The 22,842-nt window shown below is 36.6% G+C and carries 18 protein-coding genes; all 18 read right to left on the bottom strand.

Going from position 1 to position 22,842, the window contains the following annotated elements; all coding sequences use genetic code 11:
* Window positions 1-16: 16 nt before the first annotated feature.
* A complete protein-coding gene (locus CRN97_RS00350) occupies window positions 17-1,408 on the bottom strand; it encodes an HlyD family efflux transporter periplasmic adaptor subunit (RefSeq protein ID WP_097075440.1) in 1,392 nt (463 codons plus the stop codon).
* A gap of 56 nt (window positions 1,409-1,464) precedes the next feature.
* On the bottom strand, window positions 1,465-1,887 hold the full coding sequence (locus tag CRN97_RS00345) for a cupin domain-containing protein (RefSeq protein WP_044934379.1): 423 nt from the start codon (window positions 1,885-1,887) through the stop codon (window positions 1,465-1,467).
* 78 nt (window positions 1,888-1,965) lie between these two features.
* Window positions 1,966-2,946 carry a D-alanyl-D-alanine carboxypeptidase family protein gene (locus CRN97_RS00340; protein ID WP_097075439.1) on the bottom strand — a complete coding sequence of 327 codons (981 nt, stop codon included), beginning with the start codon at window positions 2,944-2,946 and terminating at the stop codon, window positions 1,966-1,968.
* On the bottom strand, window positions 2,930-3,325 hold the full coding sequence (locus CRN97_RS00335) for a methylglyoxal synthase (protein WP_028236218.1): 396 nt from the start codon (window positions 3,323-3,325) through the stop codon (window positions 2,930-2,932). The genes CRN97_RS00340 and CRN97_RS00335 overlap by 17 nt, the downstream gene beginning before the upstream one ends.
* The gene (locus CRN97_RS00330) at window positions 3,326-4,441 is read right to left on the bottom strand and encodes an FtsW/RodA/SpoVE family cell cycle protein (protein ID WP_097075438.1); all 1,116 of its coding nucleotides are present in this window, start codon (window positions 4,439-4,441) and stop codon (window positions 3,326-3,328) included. It lies immediately after the preceding gene.
* Complete coding sequence (locus CRN97_RS00325; protein ID WP_074790526.1) at window positions 4,441-5,124, bottom strand: septum site-determining protein MinC; 684 nt, start codon at window positions 5,122-5,124, stop codon at window positions 4,441-4,443. Before CRN97_RS00325 ends, CRN97_RS00330 begins: the two co-directional genes overlap by 1 nt.
* Window positions 5,125-5,156: 32 nt before the next feature.
* The gene (locus CRN97_RS00320) at window positions 5,157-7,979 is read right to left on the bottom strand and encodes a penicillin-binding transpeptidase domain-containing protein (RefSeq protein WP_242961979.1); all 2,823 of its coding nucleotides are present in this window, start codon (window positions 7,977-7,979) and stop codon (window positions 5,157-5,159) included.
* A 7-nt stretch (window positions 7,980-7,986) separates the two neighbouring features.
* The gene (mreD, locus tag CRN97_RS00315; RefSeq protein WP_074790522.1) at window positions 7,987-8,532 is read right to left on the bottom strand and encodes a rod shape-determining protein MreD; all 546 of its coding nucleotides are present in this window, start codon (window positions 8,530-8,532) and stop codon (window positions 7,987-7,989) included.
* Complete coding sequence (gene mreC, locus CRN97_RS00310) at window positions 8,525-9,388, bottom strand: rod shape-determining protein MreC (RefSeq protein WP_097075437.1); 864 nt, start codon at window positions 9,386-9,388, stop codon at window positions 8,525-8,527. Before mreC ends, mreD begins: the two co-directional genes overlap by 8 nt.
* Window positions 9,388-10,401 (bottom strand): rod shape-determining protein, encoded by a 1,014-nt coding sequence (mreB, locus tag CRN97_RS00305; RefSeq protein WP_044934366.1) that lies wholly within the window; start codon window positions 10,399-10,401, stop codon window positions 9,388-9,390. The genes mreC and mreB overlap by 1 nt, the downstream gene beginning before the upstream one ends.
* Before the next feature lie 44 nt (window positions 10,402-10,445).
* Complete coding sequence (locus CRN97_RS00300; RefSeq protein WP_097075436.1) at window positions 10,446-11,732, bottom strand: methionine gamma-lyase family protein; 1,287 nt, start codon at window positions 11,730-11,732, stop codon at window positions 10,446-10,448.
* Window positions 11,725-12,672 (bottom strand): tRNA (adenosine(37)-N6)-dimethylallyltransferase MiaA, encoded by a 948-nt coding sequence (gene miaA / locus CRN97_RS00295; protein ID WP_097075435.1) that lies wholly within the window; start codon window positions 12,670-12,672, stop codon window positions 11,725-11,727. The genes CRN97_RS00300 and miaA overlap by 8 nt, the downstream gene beginning before the upstream one ends.
* The gene (gene mutL, locus CRN97_RS00290; RefSeq protein WP_097075434.1) at window positions 12,672-14,576 is read right to left on the bottom strand and encodes a DNA mismatch repair endonuclease MutL; all 1,905 of its coding nucleotides are present in this window, start codon (window positions 14,574-14,576) and stop codon (window positions 12,672-12,674) included. The genes miaA and mutL overlap by 1 nt, the downstream gene beginning before the upstream one ends.
* Window positions 14,576-17,167, bottom strand: coding sequence for a DNA mismatch repair protein MutS (gene mutS / locus CRN97_RS00285; protein ID WP_179670647.1), 2,592 nt, complete (start codon window positions 17,165-17,167; stop codon window positions 14,576-14,578). The genes mutL and mutS overlap by 1 nt, the downstream gene beginning before the upstream one ends.
* Before the next feature lie 36 nt (window positions 17,168-17,203).
* Complete coding sequence (locus CRN97_RS00280; RefSeq protein WP_097075432.1) at window positions 17,204-18,790, bottom strand: NAD(P)/FAD-dependent oxidoreductase; 1,587 nt, start codon at window positions 18,788-18,790, stop codon at window positions 17,204-17,206.
* Window positions 18,787-20,001, bottom strand: coding sequence for an aminoacetone oxidase family FAD-binding enzyme (locus CRN97_RS00275; RefSeq protein ID WP_097075431.1), 1,215 nt, complete (start codon window positions 19,999-20,001; stop codon window positions 18,787-18,789). The genes CRN97_RS00280 and CRN97_RS00275 overlap by 4 nt, the downstream gene beginning before the upstream one ends.
* Before the next feature lie 4 nt (window positions 20,002-20,005).
* A complete protein-coding gene (locus CRN97_RS00270; protein ID WP_242961978.1) occupies window positions 20,006-21,649 on the bottom strand; it encodes a putative polysaccharide biosynthesis protein in 1,644 nt (547 codons plus the stop codon).
* Between the two features lie 46 nt (window positions 21,650-21,695).
* A complete protein-coding gene (locus CRN97_RS00265; RefSeq protein ID WP_097075429.1) occupies window positions 21,696-22,829 on the bottom strand; it encodes a DUF3048 domain-containing protein in 1,134 nt (377 codons plus the stop codon).
* Window positions 22,830-22,842 lie beyond the last annotated feature (13 nt).

Below are 22,842 nucleotides of genomic sequence, written 5' to 3'. Positions count from 1 at the left end.
ATCAAGATTGTATTTATTAATTTATGATTGAATTTTCTTCTACTTCATCGCCCTGTAATACAATATGGTCATACATGGATATACCATAGTTTGTACCTGTTTTAATTATTGAATAATCATCATTCTGATAAAGTATTTCTATCTGCTTAAATACTGCATAGCCTTTATTGACATTATATACGCCTTCCAATTTATCAGTGGTAGAACCAACTACATACTGCTCATTAGAATTAGGCTTAATCAACTTATCACCTCTGGTAACAATTTCATCATCTATAAAGTAATACTCATCAGACTCATAATATATTGTTGGAGTAATATACATATTTTCTGAACCAGATTGAAGAAGGAAGCCAGCATCATCAGTATTGTTTCCCTGCATCATATAGTCCTTTGGTATTGTATAGAACTCTTTCTCAACGATTGACGAATTAGGAATCTTTAAGCCAGAAATATTGTTATTAATAATCTTCACATGTACATAACGAGAATCAGCGAAGCGATCCATGGAATCGTCCAAAGTTAAAACAAGATAATATTTTCCGGCCTTCTCCTGAAATTCAAGATTTGTCCAGGTTTCTGTATCATCCTCTAGGAACTTTATTTTTAAATAAGATTCACCTTGAAGAGAATCATATAAATTCTCGTCTACTTCCAATACTAAATTCCAATGATCCGATGTAATAAGCTTATATACAGGCTGACCTACAACAACAGATTCTTGTGCTTTAAGATTCTCAGTAGAATATTCTGAAGTATCAAAAGAATCTGCGGTAAATGTATCAGTCGTTAAATCTTCCATTCCATCAATGGAATATACTACCAGTCCAGGTGTAGCACTGTTATAAATACTAAATGAACCAGAAGCTATTGCAGAGTCCAGTGAATCTCCCATAGATTCCATAGCCGAAACTGTATATAATTGTTCAACCTGAGATTCTAAGTCATTTTTAAATGAATATGTCTTAGTAAAATTAATACCGTCATAATCAATTAAATAATTAGAAACTGTAGATTGAATCTTAGAATAATCTTCTTCATCTAAAACTATCTCTGAATCATCACCAGAGTTCTCCAGTGAGGATAAGATTTCACCTGTGGTGTCTAACGCATACACCTGGGATTTTGAGCCAACTTTACCAAAATTTTCAGCAAGGTACAAAATATCTCCAGAATTATCCGCATACACAATCTGCTCTTGTCTGATAGCAAGTGCATTATATTCAAGATTTGAAGATATAGAACCCTGTGACACCTCATAAACAGTAATGTTATCTGCAGTGACATAAGTAAATAAATGATACATCATATAGATAAACATTACGCCTATGACGATAAAACCAATAGAAAAATGGTATTGCTTTGGGTATTTAATTATTTTGTTATCATTTTTCTTTTTTCTTTTCATATATTGTCTAACATAATTATAGGGCACGCAAACCGTGCCCTAATATACTCATTAAATTATAAAGAGATAATGATTTTGCCTTTCGCGTTTTCTGGCAAATCCTTTTCATTTTTACTAACTGATAAAACGAATTTAACATCATACATGTTGCAAATCTTATCAAGCTTATTAAGGGCTACATTAAGACCATCTGATGAATCAACGTAGGAAACAGTAAGAAAACTATCAAGAAATACTTCTTGAATATCCGCATTCTGAGATAAAACTCCACTAAGGAAACCTAAAAACTCATCTGTAGATTCAACTGGATAATCCCCCATGTTTATCAATCGAATCTTCGAATCAAGTTCGTACATGTGCTTCGTATTCTTGTCAATGTAAACAACAGATCCATCAACCTTTTTGACATCACTGTTAACCTTGTCAAGTAAATACTTTGTCTTGCCTTTACCCTTTTCGCCTGAAATAATTTCCACCATGTCAAAATACCTCCCTTAAATTTTTAGTTATATCAATTTTAACATAATGCTGTTAAAACCTAAATACTAAATGCCAAATTATAGGCAATAGTTACTAAGTATTTCATTCATGAGCAGATATAAATTAGAACGACAATCTGCGTTAAAAACTATCGATATTATTTTGTCGTGGTCTTCATTTTCTGAAAGAAGAACCAAGCAATAGCCTGCAGCTCCTGTTGTACCAGTTTTACCACCTAAAATAGTGAAGCCTGAAGGTGTATTTACATTTCCAGTAATGTATTGATTTGTGGTCTTCCACTCCTGAGTCTTTGCTTCTCCACCACTTGTATAGCTAGCCGTGTATGTGCTTGCTGTAAAAATAGTATAGAACTGTTCATTAGACATCGCTGCATTTAATATTAAATACATATCATAAACAGTTGTGTAATGGTTTTCATCATGCAAACCATTAGGAGTAATAAAATTTGAATTTGTTGCACCAAGAGATTTGGCTGTGCTATTCATAAGAGCCGCAAATGTATCTACATCGCCACTGATACCTTCTGCAATAGCAACTGCAGCATCATTTCCAGACCTAAGCATCAAACCATATAGCAAATCTCTCAGGGAAATTACATCCCCTTCTTTAAGATTAATAACTGATGAATCGCTAGCTTGATCAACTGCATTTGCGCTTACCGTATAATAATCATCTAAATTACCATATAAACAAGCTATATAAGCCGTTAAAATCTTGGTAGTAGATGCAGGATACATTTTTTCATGTAATGACTGTGCATATACCACTGATTGCTCTGTAGTATTGAAAGCACCTGCAGCGCCAGCCACCTGTGAATCTACTCCTGAAGTCCCTAAATCATCCGTACCAGCAACACAAAGATTCTTAGCAAATAACTGAACATTAGATGTAGAACCATTATGTGTTATACCGTATGTAAAGGAAGTATCATACATCTGATAGGATGTAACCGATTCATCGGTGCCGCCACATGCAACAAATGGTAAAGATATACAAATAATCAGTACAAAGCTTAATAATTTATTTATACATCTCACGCCACTCAAGATCTCCTCTATCAAGTGATTTAATAAGTAACTCAGCTGTTGCTAAATTAGTAGCAAGAGGGATGTTATTAGCATCGCATATACGAACAATGTTATTAACATCTGGCTCGTGAGACTTAACAGTAAGTGGATCTCTAAGGAAAATAACCAAATCAATCTCATTCTGCTCAATCTGAGCTCCTAATTGCTGTGTGCCACCTAAATGTCCAGCCAAGTATTTATGTACACTAAGATTAGTAACTTCCTCTACAAGTCTTCCAGTAGTACCTGTTGCAAAAATTTCGTTCTTGCTAAGGATACCTCTGTAAGCAATACAAAAATTTTGCATAAGCTTCTTCTTAGAGTCGTGTGCTACCAAACCAATATTCATTTAAAAAAGCCTCCCGTTGTTATTTTTGGACTGAAGCCCTACATTTAAAACAATACCTATACCAAAATATACTGTTACAAGTGAGGTCAAACCATAACTAACAAATGGCAATGGCAAACCTGTATTTGGCATTAAGCCTGTAACTACGCAAATATTAACAAAGCTCTGGAATCCAATAAGAGCAGCCATACCTATGCAGATAAGCTTGCCAGCAATGTCCTTTGCATTCTTAGCTATCATTAGTATTTCGATAGTTATAAAAAATATAAGTATTATTATAAGTGCCGAACCAACAAAACCTAACTCTTCTCCCGCTACGGCAAAAATAAAATCTGTATGAGGTTCAGAAATATAATTTCCGTTTTTAACCGAGTCAAACGCCTGATTTCCAAGACCTTTTCCCAATAGCTGGCCTGAACCAATGGCCATGATAGAATTCTGCTGCTGATATGAGCTTGCAGGATATTCATCAGGCTTGAGCCATGCAAGGATTCTAAGACCCTGATATTCATCGAGAATCGTCTGACCTTCTCTAGTTACAAGAAACAGTAATAATGCAATACCAGGTACAGTAACACCTAAGACTGCTCCTACTAACTTGTAACTAACTCCCGTTACAAATATCATAACACAAATAATCATCATTGTGACAATTGTGGTTGATAAATCTGGTTCTTTTTCAATCAAAAGTAGTGGAAGCATTGATAATGCTATTGTAATCACTAATGTTTTAGGCTTATTAATATCTTCTTCATGCATCATAAAGAACCATGCAAAAAACAGAATAAGCAAAATCTTTGCCAACTCAGAAGGTTGGAATCTGATACCAACATCAATCCAACGTGTTGCACCACCTGATTTTTCACCAAAAAGCAAAACAGATGCCAAAAGGCCTAATACAAGAAAATAATATACCCAATGAAAATGTAACAGGAAATCATAGTCTAACAGCGCCATACCAGCCATTACAAAGATTCCCAAAATCATTCCTAAAATCTGTTTTTGCTGATTTGCTTCATTTGCACTTCCAATAACGAAAATACCAATGATGGTAAGGGTTATAACAGCAATTATTAACTTTACATCGAGATTTTTAAACTTATAATTGTGAAACATTAATTTTTAATCCTTCTAAGTAATCCACTGCTAAGAGGCTCAGCCAAGAGCTCTCTATTCCATACAGATACGCCCATAGGCTCTATCTCTTTCTTATGAACTCTAAAAGACCATTTCTCCTGAATTCTTATAGCGCCATTAACAGTACCAATCTGAATGTTGTTGCTATCTAAAAGGCCAGTTGCTATATAACATCCAGTATTATCTGGATATCCGGCATAAGCTGCGCCTTCCAAAGAACCTAAGACAATAATATTTCCCTTAGCCTGAACTGATGCCTTAGACTTAACGTCTCCAAGAATAACAAGGCTTGAATCTGAAGTGATAGAATCATTCTTCATAACAGAGCCTCTAATGATTTTGGCGTTTTCAAAAATCTCATCAGAATAGAATTTATCCATCTGACCAATCATCCTCGTATCTTTCAGCTCGTTATTTTCATGGATAAGGATAATTTTGATTTTAGAATTCAGCTCAATAGCTTGAATAATAACCATTCCCTCTTCTGCAGAAAGCTCTCTACCTTGAGTTTCCAAAATCATCTCAGTCTCTCCGAAGAAATCGGCAGACTGAGCAAACTTTTTACAAACAGCTCGTACAAGATCTTCAAATGGAATAGTCGCATCCAACTGAAGAGTTAATCCGTATTTATTACTTTTTAAAATGACTGGGTCATTGCTCATAATATATTCTCCCTTTATTGTTAAAAAGTATTTTAATCTGTAAATTCATTTTCAGAATTTGAAACAGTGCTAGCCTCACCACTAAGTAAGTCTTCTGTTGCAGATACACCAAAGTAATAAGCCAAAATATCCTTTGAAACCTCGGCAGCATTATGTGATGTATAACCATAAGCAATACGCGTAGCGATAGAAATCTCTGGATCACTATATGGTGCAAAGCCAATAAATAAAGCGTGGTTAGGACGAGATGCAACCTGCTGAGCTGTACCAGTCTTACCAGCAACTTCAACAGAAAATCCGTTAAATGACGAAAGTGACTCGCATACCATTCTCATTCCGTAATGTATTGCATCCCATTCTGATGTATTAAGTACATCTATTTGATTTCTAACTGAAGGGCTATAGCTTTCTATAACATTACCTTCAGAATCTCTAACACTATCAAGAAGTGTAAGGTTATATACTGTTCCCTCACTTGCAATAGCTGCAGCATATCTTGCCAAACCAATTGTGGTGTAGTTGTTATCTGACTGACCGATTGCAGCCATGACAGGATACTCTGTAGCAATATGAGGTGAGTTTTCTTCTATTTCGATTCCAGTTGTCTCATCTAATCCGTAAAGCGATGCATATTGTGTAATCTTATCAATACCAGTAGCATCATCATATGCGCCATCACCACCAGCCAATCTCCAACCAACTTCATAGAAGAAGTAGTTACAAGAGTCTCTGATAGCTTCAGAAACATTGATGCTACCATGGTTACTAGGATAAATCCAACACTTAGGATTATTTGATACCTTAGTATACTGTCCTAAATCGACGATTTCAGAAGTTGTTGTAATAACATTTTCTGCCAAACCAGCTGTAGAGCTGACAATCTTGAATGTAGAACCAGGGGCTGTTCTCTGCTGAGTAGCATAGTTGTACAAAGGATTAGCAGCACTAAAAGTAAGATATGCATAATAATCAGCATCAACGGAATTGGCAAGCTTGTTATTGTCGTATCCAGGATAAGTAACCATTGCAAGGACTTCACCTGTTTTTACATCGATAAGAACAGTTGAACCTGAACAAGGATCAAGCGCAAGCTGACCTGGTGTAATTTCCAAAGACTTAATCTTCGAAAGCATGAATTCATATGCTGTAATTTGACCACCTGCAAGCTTTGTGTAGTCCTCATCATCTTCCTTGGAAAGGACACCCTGCTCATATAAAATCAAACAAAGCTGGCTTCCAGAAATATTATCATCCAAAAGAAGATATTTATAAACTAGCTTTTGGAATGATGTATCAGTTGAAAGATAATCAATTATATAATCAACTAAATCTGCGTACAGCTCATCTGTATCTGCATACTTTGCTTCTGATTCATACTTTGTAATATCTATCCAGTTTTGCTCAATTGCATAGATAAGGTATTTGTTTACAGCCATCTCCTCTGATGTCCAGCTTGTCTGTACATCTGAAGAAGTATCAATGGCACTAGCATCAAAAATACCAAGACTCTTAAGTGTAGTAACGATATAAGTTGAATATGCCTGATACTCATCTGGAAGCTGATTGTAAACTGTCTCATTAGAGGCCTTTAACTGGCTCTTTAAAGTTGCCAAAACCTCTTTTTCTTTAACCTCATATGCACTCAAAACATCCTTTTCAGTCTGTGAGGCATTAGGATCAGAGAATGCATTAATATCGATGATTCCATTTTTTATCAAAGAATAATAAACATCGTAAATAGGAACAACTACATCACTAGACGATGTTGTGCTGTACTCTTTGATGTTTTGAATCTTTGAATAGAGGATACCAGCTATCTCCTGCTCCAAAAGAATATAGGCCGCTTTTTGTAAATCCATATCTATAGAAAGATAAACGTCATTTCCGGAAACAGCCGCCTGGTAATCTCCCTCTGCGATAGTATTACCTACACTATCAACGTACAAAGTTTCAAAGCCCTTTGTACCAGAAAGGTAATCATTCATATATTTTTCGATACCAGATTTACCAACGATATCTGTTGTTTCAATGGTGTTATCTGTTGCAGAAAGCTCTTTGTATTCTGAAGTAGAAATCTGACCAGTATATCCAATAATATGAGCAAAGTATTCGCTGTCTACATAGCGACGAAGGGACTTTTGCTCTACATCTACGCCAGTGAGCTCGTTAATATTTTCCTTGATGAATGCAACTGATTCATCCGATACATCTGATGCAATAACTGTTGAAATATATTTCTGATATGAGTTCTGGCCCATATTATAACGAACAACCATAATCTCATAGCGAAGCTTTTTAGAATATTCATCAGAGATGTTATATACTTTTTCACCTTCAAGATATTCCACAATCTGATCAGCAGTTGCGGTTGCTTCGTCTATTCCAAGCTTATCGTTATATTCCAAATCATCAATGCTATTCTTGCCAAATACATCTGCTCTAAAACGCTGTAATGCAGAGCCGGAACTTAAAAACTGGAATGAACCTGATGAATCAATATAAATTCCAAAATCGTTATCAATGGTATCTCCATTGCTTTCAAGCTTAGAAATAATTTCAGCAATTTCTGTATTTAAAGATTGACTTCTCTCTTTTGTAGAAGAATAAGTTCCAGTATCTTGAATAGTAACGGCATATACCAGCTCATTATAAGCTAGCAAATTTCCGTTTCTATCGTATATATTTCCTCTTGTAGCAGCAATTGATTCAGTCTTTTCAAGTTTTAAATTGTAATTATCCTGATATTCACTACCATTTAATATTTGCAAATAAAAAAGACGTGAAATAAGAATAGTAGCAAAGGCAATCATTGCTACTATAACCACGCGAATACGTGAAGAAAATGCATTTTCCAAAAAGTCCTTAATAATATCCAATTCTATCAGAACCTTTCTTTTCTAGTTTTTCGACCCAATTGTTTATGTGAAGAATTGCATAATAAACAAAAATGGATACAAGTAAAGTGTAAACAACCTCAGGTAAAATGATATTCAAAAGATAATAAGAAAAATCATACTGAGATCTAATTGCAAACAAAGCGAGATAAGTGGCTACGCCATAGATTAAATCGCTTGTTCCAATAAGAATCATTGGAAGACGTAAATCGTCACCAAAGAACTGCTTTTTAAACAGGCCATTTAGAAGACCTATATACATATAAATCAGAGCGTACATTCCAAAAAGTCCGCCTGAAAAAATATCCAAAAGAATACCAACAAAAAAACCAATTAAGATACCGTATTTACGGCCTTTCATAAAGCCGTAAGTAGATACCACACAAATCAAAACATTAGGTGTAACACCTGCAAGTCTATATCTGGAAAAAACACTTGTCTGCAGTAAGAAGCATACATAGATGACAAGGGCTATAATCAATATTTTCTTTAAATATTGCTTAAAATCACTCACTTTCGTATGACTCCTTTAACTGCTTAATAACAAGGACATTTGATAAATGTTTAAAATCTACAATTGGTGTGACTGTTCCAGATTTTGTAAGTTCATTTTCATCCAAAGAAACAGATGAAACATATCCTATCATCAATCCCGGAAGATATTTGTCAGAAATGTTAGATGTAACGATAACATCGCCAATAGCTACCTCATCATCGTCATCATCCAAATCTGAAAACAAGATAAGATTGCTGGCTGTCATGTTCTCAAGAGAGCCTGACACAATACAGTTATCTTCAGTAGATGATATAGTTGAGCTAACATTAGATGTGTCATCAATAATCGCACGAACAACTGCATATGAATCTCCAACAGAAGTAACGATACCTACAAGACCGCCATCTGCGATAACGTTCATATCTACTTCTATTCCATCCTTGGTACCTTTATCAATAGTAAATGTATTGAACCAATTAGATGTGCCTTTGCCGATGATTCTGGCGCCAGTTGTCTCATAATCGTAGTAAGTTTGATCTAGCTCGTATAATTCCTGTAATTCGTCTAATTCTTTTAGCTTAAGCTCATAGTTGTTGATAGTAGAATTGAGCTCATCAACCTGAGCCTGAAGCTCTTCGTTTTCAGCAACCAATTCCTCACGAGTCTTAGTATCAGCTGAAGAAATGGCTATAGAGCTGCCAATGTAATCTATACCCTTTTGCATTGGAATAAAGATATGATTGGCAATTGTCTCTAATGGACCACCTGAAAAACCAGTTGAATAACTGAAAAACAAAAGCATTATACAAACAATAGATAAAATCATTAGCAAATATTTACTTGGAATACCGCCATTTGCTTTTCTTTGTCTCATTATTTGAAAATCCTTGCCCTCATGCTATATCCATAAATTTTGTATTTAGAATCTGAAAGAACCTGTCCTAAACCTCTAACACAAGATTCCTGTGGCTCATCCATCACGTTAACCTTGATGTTTGTAACCTCTGAGAATAAGTCTGTCAATTGATAAAGCTGAGATGTACCACCTGTAAGATAAATACCAGAGTGAACAATATCCTTTGCAAGCTCTGGTGGAACCTTTTCAAGAATAAGCTTTACATTTGTGCAGAAGCTCTCTAAATCATTCTTGATAGCGTTGTAGATTGTATCGCTCTCAACTTCCATCTCGATAGGAAGACCGCTAACTACATCACGTCCTACAACAGTAAGCTTCTGTCCTCTTCCTTCCTGAGCTGAACCGATTTCTTCTTTGAGCTGCTTTGCAGTCTTTTGTCCAATAACAAGATTAAAGTTTCTCTTGAGGTATGTAACGATTGACTCGTCGATTTGATTTCCACCAAATGGAAGAAGCTCTGATAAAACAAGACCGCCAAGGGAAATAACGGAAATCTCTGTTGTGTCTGCACCAAGATCTACTACCATAACTCCTGTAGGCTCTGAAACATCAAGTCCCATACCGATAGCGCTGGCAATAGGCTTCTCACAAACTCTGATAGAATGTGGCTTGTTCTTTGCTTTGCTAAATAAATCAGAGAAAGCCTTCTTTTCTACCTCAGTAATGTCAGTAGGTACCGCAACAACAATGTCGCTACCCTTAATCTTGCCCTTTAAGTCCTTTTCGATAACTTCGAAAAGCATAGTTTGCATATTATCGAAATCAGCAATAACACCAGAAACAATTGGGAATGAAACATTGATTGTGTCTGGAGCTTTTTCGTACATAGAATAAGCTGCATCACCATATGAATACATCTGATTCTTGTTAACGATTGCTATAGTATTTTTTATGTCAGTAATTTGATTATTAGAACCGCTAAAAATCTTAAGATTCTGGGTTCCTATATCAATACCAAATGAATTGGCCATGGTTTTCCTCCGTATATATTTTTATATAAAACATCCTAAAAATTTTAACACAGTTGAGACTTCATCACAAGGCAAGCATCCACTAGTTTTTGGAGTGAATTAAGTATACCAAGCTTAGCATGATTCCATGTAAGACCGCCCTGGAAGAAGGCTGTATATGGTTCACGAAGTGGGCCGTCTGCTGATAATTCAATTGATGAACCCTGAACAAATGCACCGGCCGCCATGATAACCTTACTATCGTAACCAGGCATATCCCAAGGCTCCGGAGTAACGTATGAATCAACAGGAGCAGCTGCCTGAATTCCTTCACAGAAAGCAATAAGTCCTTCTGGCTTAAGGAATGAAACAGCCTGAATAATATCATGTCTTGATTCTGTAGAATTTGGAACGCAAAGGAATCCCAGCTTCTCATATACATTTGCTGCGAAAATAGCACCCTTTAAAGCACCAGCAACAACTGTAGGTGCAAGGAAGAATCCCTGATAGAATGACTGCATAATTCCAAGTGAAGCACCAACTTCCTTTCCAAGTCCTGGAGAAGTTAATCTGTGTGCAGCATTTTCAACACATTCCTTAGTTCCTACGATATATCCTCCAATAGGAGCAAGTCCGCCGCCTGGATTCTTGATAAGAGAACCTACGCACATATCAGCACCAACCTCTGTTGGCTCGATTCTCTCAACAAATTCTCCGTAGCAATTATCTACCATGCAGACAACATCTGGCTTAATACCTTTGATGAATGAAATAAGCTCTCCGATTTGTGAAACTGATAATGTAGGACGATTTGCATATCCCTTAGAACGCTGAATAGTTACAAGCTTTGTCTTTTCATTAATAGCTGCTTTGATTCCATCGTAGTCAAATCCGCCATCTTCAAGCAAATCGACCTGTGCATATGTAATGCCATACTCAGCTAAAGAACCGTTTGAAGGACGAATTCCAATTACCTCTTCAAGTGTATCGTATGGCTTTCCAACAGGTGAAAGTAGTTCATCACCTGGTCTAAGATTACTCATTAATGCAAGAGCAAGGGCATGTGTACCACATGTAATCTGTGGACGAACAAGAGCATCCTCTGTTTTAAAAACTGATGCATACACCTTTTCCAATGTATCACGTCCAACATCATCATAACCGTATCCAGTAGATGTGTTGAAGCACTCAGCTGCAACCTTGTGTTCCTGCATAGCCTTAAGAACTTTCAACTGATTATACTCTGCTGTTTTATCGATTTCCTCGAATCTATCTTTAAGACCTTTTAGAATCTCCTCACCATAATCATAAACTTCTTTAGAAATACCAAAATCCTTATAAATACTAAACACTTTCTATAATTCCTTTCTCTTTCAAACAAGTTAAAATCTTTTCAAGTAAAGCATCACTTGTCGTATAAACTGTTTTATCAAGCCAAATGACTTCTTTTTCTCTTCTAAACCAAGTGAGCTGTCTCTTGGCGTAGTTTCTAGAGTTCTTTTTGATAAGCTCTACTGCCTCATCTAAAGATATTTCGCCATCCTTGTAAGACAATAATTCTTTATAGCCAATGCCATCCATGGAAGTCATACCTTTTTTGACACCCATAGCAAGTAAGCTATCGATTTCGGATAACAAGCCATCCTCCATCATTATATCAACTCTTTTATTAATTCGATTATATAGCAATTCCCTATCGTCATTTAATACAAAATAAGCAAAGTTATAAGGGCTAGTTTTTTCTCTTTGAGTAGCATTGTGAACAGAGAACTTTTCACCTGTCTGCTCATAATACTCGATAGCTCTAATCACCCTTTTTCTATTTGCAGCCGGAATAGTTTCTGCCGACTCAGGATCAATTTCATTAAGCTTTTCATGCAAAGCATCATTTCCATACTTATCAGCAAAATCTTCTAGAGACTGACGGTAGGATTTATCGATATCATTTTCTGTAAAATCAATATCATACAAAATCGCTTGTATGTAAAATCCAGTTCCTCCGCAAATGATAGGTATTTTGCCTCGGGAATAAATATCTGCCATGGCATCCTTTACCATTTGCTGAAACTTTACAACGTGATAATCCTCAGTAGGCTCAATCACATCAATCAAATGATGTGGAACCCCGTCCATTTCTTCAGGTGTAACCTTCGCTGTACCAATATCCATTTTTCTATAAACCTGCATGCTGTCAGCAGAAATAATCTCGCCATTTATAGCCTTGGCGAGATTAATTGATAGTGAAGTTTTGCCGACCGCAGTTGGTCCAGTTAAGATTACTAATTTATCCATTAAACAATCCTTTTAAATTTCTTTGCTAATTCGTATTCTGAAAACGAAATCATTGTAGGTCTACCATGAGGGCAATGATATGGATTATCCAGCTTTAATAAATCATCGATTAAGGTTTTAATCTCTGGAATAGAAAGCTTATTATTACCCTTTACAGCAGCCTTACAAGACATTGATGCTACTCTCTCAACTATCATGTCAAATGAATCTGATGCCTTGAAGCTTTCACAATCTGAAAGTATCTCAAGGAAAAATGTCTTTGGATCCAGATTTAATAAGTTACCTGGAACTCCATTGATAGCAAGCTCATTACCTCCAAAGGATTCCACTCTAAATCCAAGCTTTTCAAAAGCCTCATGATAGTTTTCAAACAAAAGAACATCCTGAGGTGACAATGAAATAATAACTGGTGGGCTAACCATCTGAGATGTCATTTCATTGTTTTTGAGACGAGCCATTGTCTTTTCAAAAAGGACTTTCTCATGAGCAGCATGCTGGTCTATGATATACATATTTTTATCATATTCAATAATCCAATATGTATCAAATACCTGACCGATAATTTTGTGCTCTTTAACTGCTTCCTGCTTTAAAAAGCTAATCTGCTCGTACTTTGTTTTGTCTAGATTGTTCTCAGCAAATTTCTTTTCGTAAGGTGTGTCCTGTCGAATTTGACTTGTAACCTGAGCTTTTATCTTTTCAAGTCTATCCCTTTCGAATGGTTCAGGAAGCTTTACCTTCACAGGAGGGATAATCTCTGGCTCCTTTTCAGATACGGAATCATTGGACACTTCATATGAAGATGAATCTGATTCCTGTTCTACAGCTGGCTTAGAAACAAACTCTGAATATGTTTCAATAACAGGTGCTGGAGCAGATGCCTTAGGCTCATCAATATGAGCTTCAAGAACATCTTCCCTTTTTCTAAGACGATCATTTATTACTTTAGTAAGAATCTCAAGTATAAAAGCCTCATCCTCAAATCGAACTTCCTGCTTTGTTGGATGCACGTTAACATCAACAGCACCATCTTCAAAATTGATATTAATTACAAAGAATGGATACTGATGTCCCATCAAAAAGCCGTAATATCCCTCTTCGCAAGCTCTGGAAAGATTATTGCTTTTAATATATCTATTATTTACAAAGAAATGCTCAAAAGCTCGATTTCCTCTGGCAATAACTGATTTACCAATAAAGCCGTTGATTGAAACTCTCTCATCTTTGTAATTTATCTCCAAAACATTGGATGCAATCTGACGTCCATAAATCTGATATATGGTATCAGAAAGCACACCATTACCTGAAGTCATAAGCTTTTCTTTGCCGTTAAGTAAGAACTTAAATGAAATCTCTGGATGGGATAAAGCCAAATGCTCAACAACATCAAATACAAAGCTTCCCTCAGTGCTTTCAGACTTTAAAAACTTCTTTCTAGCTGGTGTGTTAAAGAACAGCTGTCTGATAATAAAGGTAGTGCCATTAGGTGCTCCAATATCTGTAAGAGATACTTCCTTTGCGCCTTCGATAATGTAGGATGCACCAAGTAGAGAGTCCTTAGTTTTTGTAATAAGCTCGACTTTAGCTACAGCAGAAATGCTGGATAAAGCCTCTCCTCTAAATCCCAATGATCTAACATTAGCTAAATCAGCAGCGTTTTCGATTTTGCTGGTTGAATGACGCAAAAATGCGATTTGGATTTGATCCTTATCAATTCCAGAACCATTATCGGTTATACGAAGATATTCAATTCCTCCGCCCTTTATCTCAACAGAAATAGCAGTGGCTCCAGCATCAATACTGTTTTCAATAAGCTCTTTTGCAACAGAAGCAGGTCTTTCAACAACCTCTCCTGCTGCGATTTTGTCAATAGTTTCCTGGCTAAGTAAATTAATTTTTCCCATTATTCTTTCACCTTATTGTGATACTCAAACAATATGTTCATAGCTTCAAGGGGAGTTATCTTTGTAACATCAAGATTCTTTAGCTCTGTAATTATCTGTGCCTCAGATTCAGAAATCTCTAATCCTGTAGCTTCTTTGAGCTTTTCTTCGAATTTTTCCTGCAGAGCAATCTTATCCGAAACTGCAGCAATATCATTTTCATTTAAAGAATCTACGATTGTACGTGCCCTTGAAAGCACCTCCTCAGGTAAGCCTGCCAGTCTGGCTACCTGTATACCGTAACTTTGATCTGCGCCACCAGAAATGATTTTTCTAAGGAATATAATATCCTCTCCCATTTCCTGTACTGCGATGCAATAATTATGTACTCCTTTTATCTGACCTTCCAGTTCTGTAAGCTCATGATAATGTGTTGCAAATAAAGTTTTTGCACCAATATTGTAAGCCACATGTTCAACAACAGACCATGCAATCGAAAGTCCATCATATGTGGAAGTTCCACGGCCTATCTCATCAAGAATTAAAAGTGATTTGCTAGTAGCATTATGCAAAATATTAGCTACTTCATTCATCTCTACCATGAATGTAGACTGACCAGTTGATAAATCATCTGATGCACCTACTCTGGTAAAGATTCTATCTACAACACCAATTGTTGCGCTAGTAGCTGGAACGAAGCTACCGATTTGAGCCATAAGCACAATAAGTGCAACCTGTCTCATGTATGTAGATTTACCAGCCATATTAGGGCCTGTAATAATTGCGATGGTGTTGGAATCCTGATCCAAATAACAATCGTTAGATATGAACTGGTCGGCATTTATCATCTGCTCAACAACAGGATGACGCCCTTCCTTGATATCTAATACTCCACGATTATTGATTACCGGTCTCGCATAGTGATTCTTTTCAGCAACAACAGCAAGTGAAATAATTGCATCAAGTGTTGCGATTGCCTTTGCACTAATTTGAATTCTATCTACCTCGCCAGCAATTGTATCTCTGACTGCTTTGAAGAACTCATACTCGATAGTATTTAATCTATCCTCAGCTCCTAAAATGCTATCTTCCAGCTCTTTTAGCTCTGGTGTGTAATATCGCTCAGCATTTGTAAGAGTCTGCTTTCTTACGTAATAATCAGGAACTAAATCCTTATATGAATTTGTAACCTCAAGATAAAATCCAAAAACCTTGTTGAACTTTATCTTTAGATTTTTAATTCCAGTCTTATCACGCTCTTTTGCTTCAAGCTCAGCAAGCCACTGCTTGCCATCTATCTTAGCAGAACGAAGTCTGTCTATTTCTTCGTTGTATCCAGTCTTAATAATATCGCCATCACGTGAGCTGATTGGAGGCTCCTCTGCAATGGCATTATCAATGAGCACATATAAATCCTTAAGATCATCGATACTTGCATTCAAATCCCTGATTAGATGTGAATGGAAGCCGTCAAGCAATGTTTTGATTGGAGCAAGCATGCCTATAGATTGCTTAAATGCTATCAAATCTCTTGGGTTAGCTGATTGATATGTGATTTTAGTAATAAGACGCTCTAAATCATAAACTGATGAAAGATATTCTCTGAGCTCTTCTCTGTCAATTAAAGAGCCATTAATATCTTCGATAGCATCCTGTCTTTTAATGATTTCATCTACCGATACAAGCGGCTGTTCAATAAAGCTCTTAAGCTGTCTTGCACCCATGGCAGTTTTAGTTTTATCCAAAACCCAAAGAAGTGAACCACGCTTTTGCTTATCTCGCATTGTCTCAGTCAATTCAAGATTTCTGCGAGTAGAGCTGTCAATCAGCATGAACTTGCCATCTGTATATGGAGTGATATGTGTTAAATGTGTAAGCTCTGATTTCTGTGTCTCTTTTAAGTAAAGTAATAATGAACCCGCAGATACCTTTCCAACAGTAAAATCTATCAAGCCCAATCCCTCTAAGGAATGAGCTTTAAAATGATTCAAAAGCTCACGTGTGCTTAAAGTATCATCAAAGTAAGATTCATCAAGCTGAGTAAGAGCGATATTTAATTTGTCCGCGTAATCAGTAATATCAATTCCTGATTCATAGATTGATTTGCTGTAGATTATTTCAGCTGGAGTGAATCTGTAAAGCTCATCTGTAAGCTTTCTAGTTTCGTTAACTTCAGTCAAATAGAAATCAGCAGTAGAAACATCACAACAAGCAATTCCAATCACACCCTTTGTATAATATAAGGACATGATGTAATTATTGCTTCCTTCTTCTAGTGCAAGCTGATCAATGTTTGTACCAGGAGTAACAACTCTAATTACTTCTCTTTTAACAAGCCCCTTTGCTTCTTTTGGGTCCTCCACCTGCTCACAAATAGCAACTTTGTAGCCCTTTGCAACCAAGCGATTAATATATGTGTCTGCAGCATGGAAAGGAACGCCGCACATAGGTGCACGTTCTTCTGCTCCGCAAGACTTTCCTGTAAGTGTTAATTCAAGTTCTCTAGATGCAGTCTTTGCGTCTTCAAAAAACATCTCATAAAAATCACCTAGACGGTAAAACAAGATACAATCTTCATATTCCGCTTTTGTTTTAAGATACTCCTGCATCATTGGAGTGTATTCAGCCAATTATTATCCCACCTATTCTTATAAATTCATGTTTGATATAACAGCCTCTGCAACTTTCATTCCGTCCATTGCAGCAGATGTTATACCGCCTGCATAGCCTGCACCCTCTCCGCAAGGATATAGACCTTTTATGTTAGCCTGATAGAATTCATCACGACTAATTCTTACTGGAGAAGAAGTTCTACTTTCAACACCAGAGAAAATCGCATCATCTCTATCGAACCCTTTTATTTTAGTCCCAAAAACACCTATGCCGTCAATAACAGACTGGTATATTTCCTGAGAAAATATATCAGATAGCAATCCAAATGATGTCTGCCCCTTTGTTTCAGAAGAAAAATCACCATAGCTAGAAGACAATTTCTTTAGTTTAAAATCTCCAAGCAACTGCTGTGGAATTTTTCCATTACACAAGCTAAATGCTTTTTCTTCAAGGGCGCGCTGATATTCTACGCCTGCAAGAGGATTTGTTTTATCAAACTCTCGCCCACCAACTGATACGACTATGGCGCTGTTGGCATTTCTGCTATCACGTTTGGAGTAGCTCATTCCATTAACAACAAGTCTGTTTTCCTCAGATGAAGAATTAACTACAAAACCACCTGGACACATACAAAATGAATAAACGCCACGACCATTATCAAGATTAGTAGCAAGCTTGTATGGAGCAGGCTCAAGGTTTTTGTAGCCATCTGCATACATACTGCGAGAAATCATCTCCTGAGGATGCTCGATTCTAAATCCAACAGCAAAATCCTTTGCCTCCATATAAACGCCAGATTCGTGAAGAATTTTGAATGTATCTCTTGCACTATGTCCTACTGCAAGAATCACATGGCTTGATTTGTAGGTTTTATCACCAGCTTTTACACCAATGATTTTCTCATTTTCAATAATAAATTCATCGACAGCTGTACCAAAGTAAAACTCACCGCCAAGTCTGATTATTTCATCTCTCATGTTGGCAATAACATTCTTTAAAACATCAGTGCCGATATGAGGCTTGTAATCATATAAAATATTACTGTTAGCACCAAATTTCACAAATGTATCCAGAACGAATTTGTTACGTCCAAATTTGTCATTTACAAGGGTGTTTAGCTTACCATCAGAAAATGTACCAGCACCGCCCTCGCCAAACTGTACATTAGATGTGGTATCAAGAATTCCAGTCTCCCAGAATTTCAAAACATCAGCAGTTCTTTCATCAACCTTTTTTCCTCTTTCAAAAACTATAGGATTAAGATTGTTTAAAGCAAGAATATATGCTGCAAATAATCCAGCAGGTCCAGCACCAATTACAATAGGTCTATCGCCAGTCCAATCTGATGCTTTTGGCATATAGTAAGCTTTAGGAACATAGCTATTTATATTGTTATCTTTTTTTAATTTAGCCAATATTCTCTTTTCATTATCATTTGATAATTGAACAATTATCGAATATACGAAGTAAATAATTGGCTTTTTTCTGGCATCTACAGACTTCTTTAAAATCTCTAAAGACTTGATTTCACCTTCGCTGACTTTTAACTTCTTTGCAATTACCTGTTTTAAATCAGCTTCTTGTCCTGATACCTCTACCTTAACTTGATCAATTCTAATCATTGTAATTCCTTTATAATCGATTTAGATGCAATATCAGCAGATGTATATGCCCAGTTGAGATTGTAGCCTCCGCATATTCCATCTACGTCCAACACTTCACCTGTAAAATACAAACCTTTACACTTTAGTGATTCCATTGAAGAAGTATCGATTTCTGATAAATCAACACCTCCAGCCGTAACTTGAGCACTGTCGAATCCCTTTGTCCCGTCTACAGGAACAGAAAAATTCTTGAAATAGTAACCAAGATTATCTACATCCTCTTCATCTAATCGGTCAACAGTGGTGTCACCATAAATTCGAGAATAACTAACCACCTGCTCAATAGCTTTTTCATTACAAAGCCCTACTAGTGCAGTCAAAATTGTGGCTTTGGGATTACGATTAAATCTTTTAGTTAGCTCATCCTTCAATTGTTCTGCTGAAAGATAAGGAATAAAATCAATTCGTATATCCGATAGCTTTTTATCCAACTCATCAAAGCCGATAAAACGACTAATGCACATGATAGGATATCCTGATACGCTATCTTTATTGAATTGGATTTCACCCTCACAACTGTAATCCTTGTATGAAACTACTCCCGTCGCTCTAACTCCTGCTAATTCTTTTAAGCACTGGCTAGAAGATTTAACACCAACAAGGGATGGCGAAAGCTTGGTTGTTTTCATTTTAAAGCTTTGTGCTATTTTATAACCGATTTTAGAAGAACCAAGAGTTGCAGCCGCAAGCCCACCTGAAGCAACGCAAACCTTCTTCGCATTTACGATAGTTCTAGTGGTAGTAACTTTAAATAAATCTGCTTTTGAAACTTCTGTAACTCTATTATCAAGAAGAACATCGATTCCAAGAAAACTAATTTCATTTTCAAGTGCTTCTCTAACTGTCTTAGCTTGATGTGTAATTGGATAATAATATCCATCCAAATCCTTGTCGTATACCCCTAATTCATTAAGAAATTGGCGTAAATCATTATGATTATCTGAAATAAAATCAAGGCTGTGATTGCTGTAATAATATTGAGCCCCCATTCTACTGTTTGTGAAGTTACATCGACCATTGCCAGTAGATAAAATTCTTCTGCCAACCATACGATTTAATTCCACTAAACAGACCAAAAGACCTGCTCTCGCAAGTTTGATTGCGAGAACAAGTCCTGAAAATCCGGCACCTATTATACAAACATCATATACCTTTTCATCTGTATTCATAAAACTACCTCAACAAATGTAAATTATATGCTATCTGACAAAGTCTTGTTCCACCTGGGAATTTTAATAGTGTTTCCTCATCTATACCTTTAAAGAGAAGCATAGCTACAAAGTAGACTACCGCTCCAACAACTATAGAAATAACACATGCAAAAAGGTTTGCTACCTTTTCTGACATGCCAATAACCAAAATGGCATCAAGCATATGATAAATGAGATAAACAACTAGTCCCATAAGTGCTGATGCTTCAAGTGGCGCAAGTACAACCTTTTTAATATCAATCCTTGCTCCAGAGAATCTAAGTACTGCAGATTGATTAAGGAAGCACATCATAAGTGCATAAAAAGCATTAGCAATGATTACAGCATAGATGTGTAATTTAAATACTTCCATCAATACAAACAAAAGTGCCACATGAGCAACAAGTGCAATAAGCGCATTTTTTACTGGAATAGTCATTTTATCAATTCCCTGAAGAATTCCATTAGAAAGAGTTGAAAGGGAATAGAAAACAACTGAGCATCCACCAATAATAAGCATTAATGCAGATGAGCTTTCAGCATCATTGAATAACAAAAGCATAATTGGTGAAGCAAGTACCATTAGACCTACAGCACATGGGAAGGCAATTACCATAACAAATCTATTAGCCGCATTAATCTGTCTTTTAACTACATCTTTATCATTTGAATTGAAAGCAGCAGTCAAACTAGGAACTGTAGATGCAGCCATTGATGATGCAATTGCTAAAGGTACATTTATAAGAACCTTATACTGACCAGTGAACACACCCCATGATTCACTGGTAACCTTTGCGTCATAGCCCTGCAACAAAGCAAGATTTTTGAAAATCCCCTGATCAATTATAGAGCTTATATTGTAAACCGTTGTACTAAGCAGTACTGGGATTATTGTCATAATTAAAACTGGGAAAATATCCCCATAGGTTTCGAAGTGCTTATGTCTATCCTTTTTAATCATTTTCTTAAGGACTTTCTTGAATGCAAAGAAAATGAACAGAATAAAACAAAGTGCAAAGAAAGCACCTGTAGATGTTCCAAGTGTTCCACCAGCCGCACCAAAAGCAGCAGCATAATCTGAAACATTGCCTAAAACACCGCCAACCTTTTTTCCGTAGCTAAATAGTATAGTTGCTGCCACTACAGAAACAACAGCGTTAACCAACTGCTCTCCTATCTGAGAAATAGCACTTGGAATCATTGTACCAAGGCCTTGGAAAAAGCCTCGAAATACACCAAGAATAGCAACTACAAGTAATGTAGGTGCTAAAACCTTTAATGCAATAGCCGCAAGAGGGGTCTTTAATACAGTGCCTGTAAAGAACTCTGCTCCAAAGAATACAACTATGGATGCAATACCACCACTTATAAACGCAAAAAGAAGGGCGCCATGTAAAACCTTAGTTGCGTCCTTAATGTGCCCTTTGGCTATTCTCGCTGAAACTAGCTTTGATACCGCGAGAGGTATGCTATAAGAAGATATAAGTAATATTATGTTGTAAATTTCATAAGCGGTACCGTAGTAATCATTTCCTGTCTTACCAATAGTAGCCGTAAGTGGGACTCTATAAATAAGTCCCACAATACGACTGATAATTGAAGCCATAGCAAGAATTGATCCCTGCATTAAAAAACCGGTATCGCTACGCCTTTTTTTAGCATTCATAAACTAATTAATTTGCCTTACTAAATTCTGATTTATCTGCATAATATACAGTTTCATCTGTGTAATCACGCTGGCATGCCTGAATCCAAGTTACACCAACATTAAGCTGAATTTCTTCACCTGAGTTTAAGTCATAATAATGTGTGATATCTGTATCACCATCTTTTGACCAAACAATATCAATCATCTTTCCGTTAGAGATGTACTTACCAGTACCTGTGTTGTATGAAAGGAGGTATCCAAGATACTGAGATCCTTCATATGTCCACCACTCTACATTCTGAATAATGATGTTCTTAGCTGTAAGCTGCTCGCCTGTAATAGCGTCAACCTGCTTCTGATTGAACTCATATCTGTAGTATAATCCATCATCCTCGTTGTAAATCCAATAAGGCTTGTTTGTGTAGTAGTAAAGCTGGATAGCCTGACAATCCTCGCCGCTTGAAAGATCATTACCATCAGCTGCGAATGTGAAATGAGGCTCATAGTTTGCTGGAAGCTCTGTGTCATATCCAAGCTTTTCAATACCCTTAGCAATACCGTCAGAATTTGTATAAAGTGTATGCTCACCCTTACCTGTTCTGAAAGCAGCTGCCTTACCCTTTGTACCTTCTACTGTAAGAGCATTGATGTTGTCTACAAGATTCTTGTCATCAATAAGCTCAAATGCTGCTGGGTTACCACCTGCATGCATGTAAATAGCATCATACTCACTTGCAAAATATACGTAATAAGGACGTGAACTACGGATATTACCAATCTGGTCTAATCCTGAATAATCATCAAAGATAGCCATCATACGTGTGATTCCACCTTCAACAACGCATTCATAGATAACGCCAGCATTACCAATACCATACTGTGGTAAACATGCCTTTGTGTTCTCAATCATGACTGCAACTGGGCGCTGTCTGCCGTATCCGGCATCAACCCAATCTCCAGTTAAGTAGCTTCGAACCTTTCCATCTTCAGAAACCTGCTCCCAAAATGCAGCAGAATCATCAACTGGTTCAACTACCTCCTGTACTGTATTGCTTGCTGTATCATCAGCCGCTGTATCGTCTGCTTCATCTTTACCGCAGGCAATCAATGATGTGCACATAGTCAAAACAAGCAATGCGGATACTAATTGTTTTTTCATAGATTAGTGTCTC

This window comes from Pseudobutyrivibrio ruminis DSM 9787, assembly GCF_900218035.1.
Classification (GTDB): Bacteria; Bacillota; Clostridia; order Lachnospirales; family Lachnospiraceae; genus Pseudobutyrivibrio; species Pseudobutyrivibrio ruminis.
The sequence above is the reverse complement of the archived record's forward strand: the minus strand, read 5'-3'. Positions and strand labels throughout refer to the sequence as shown.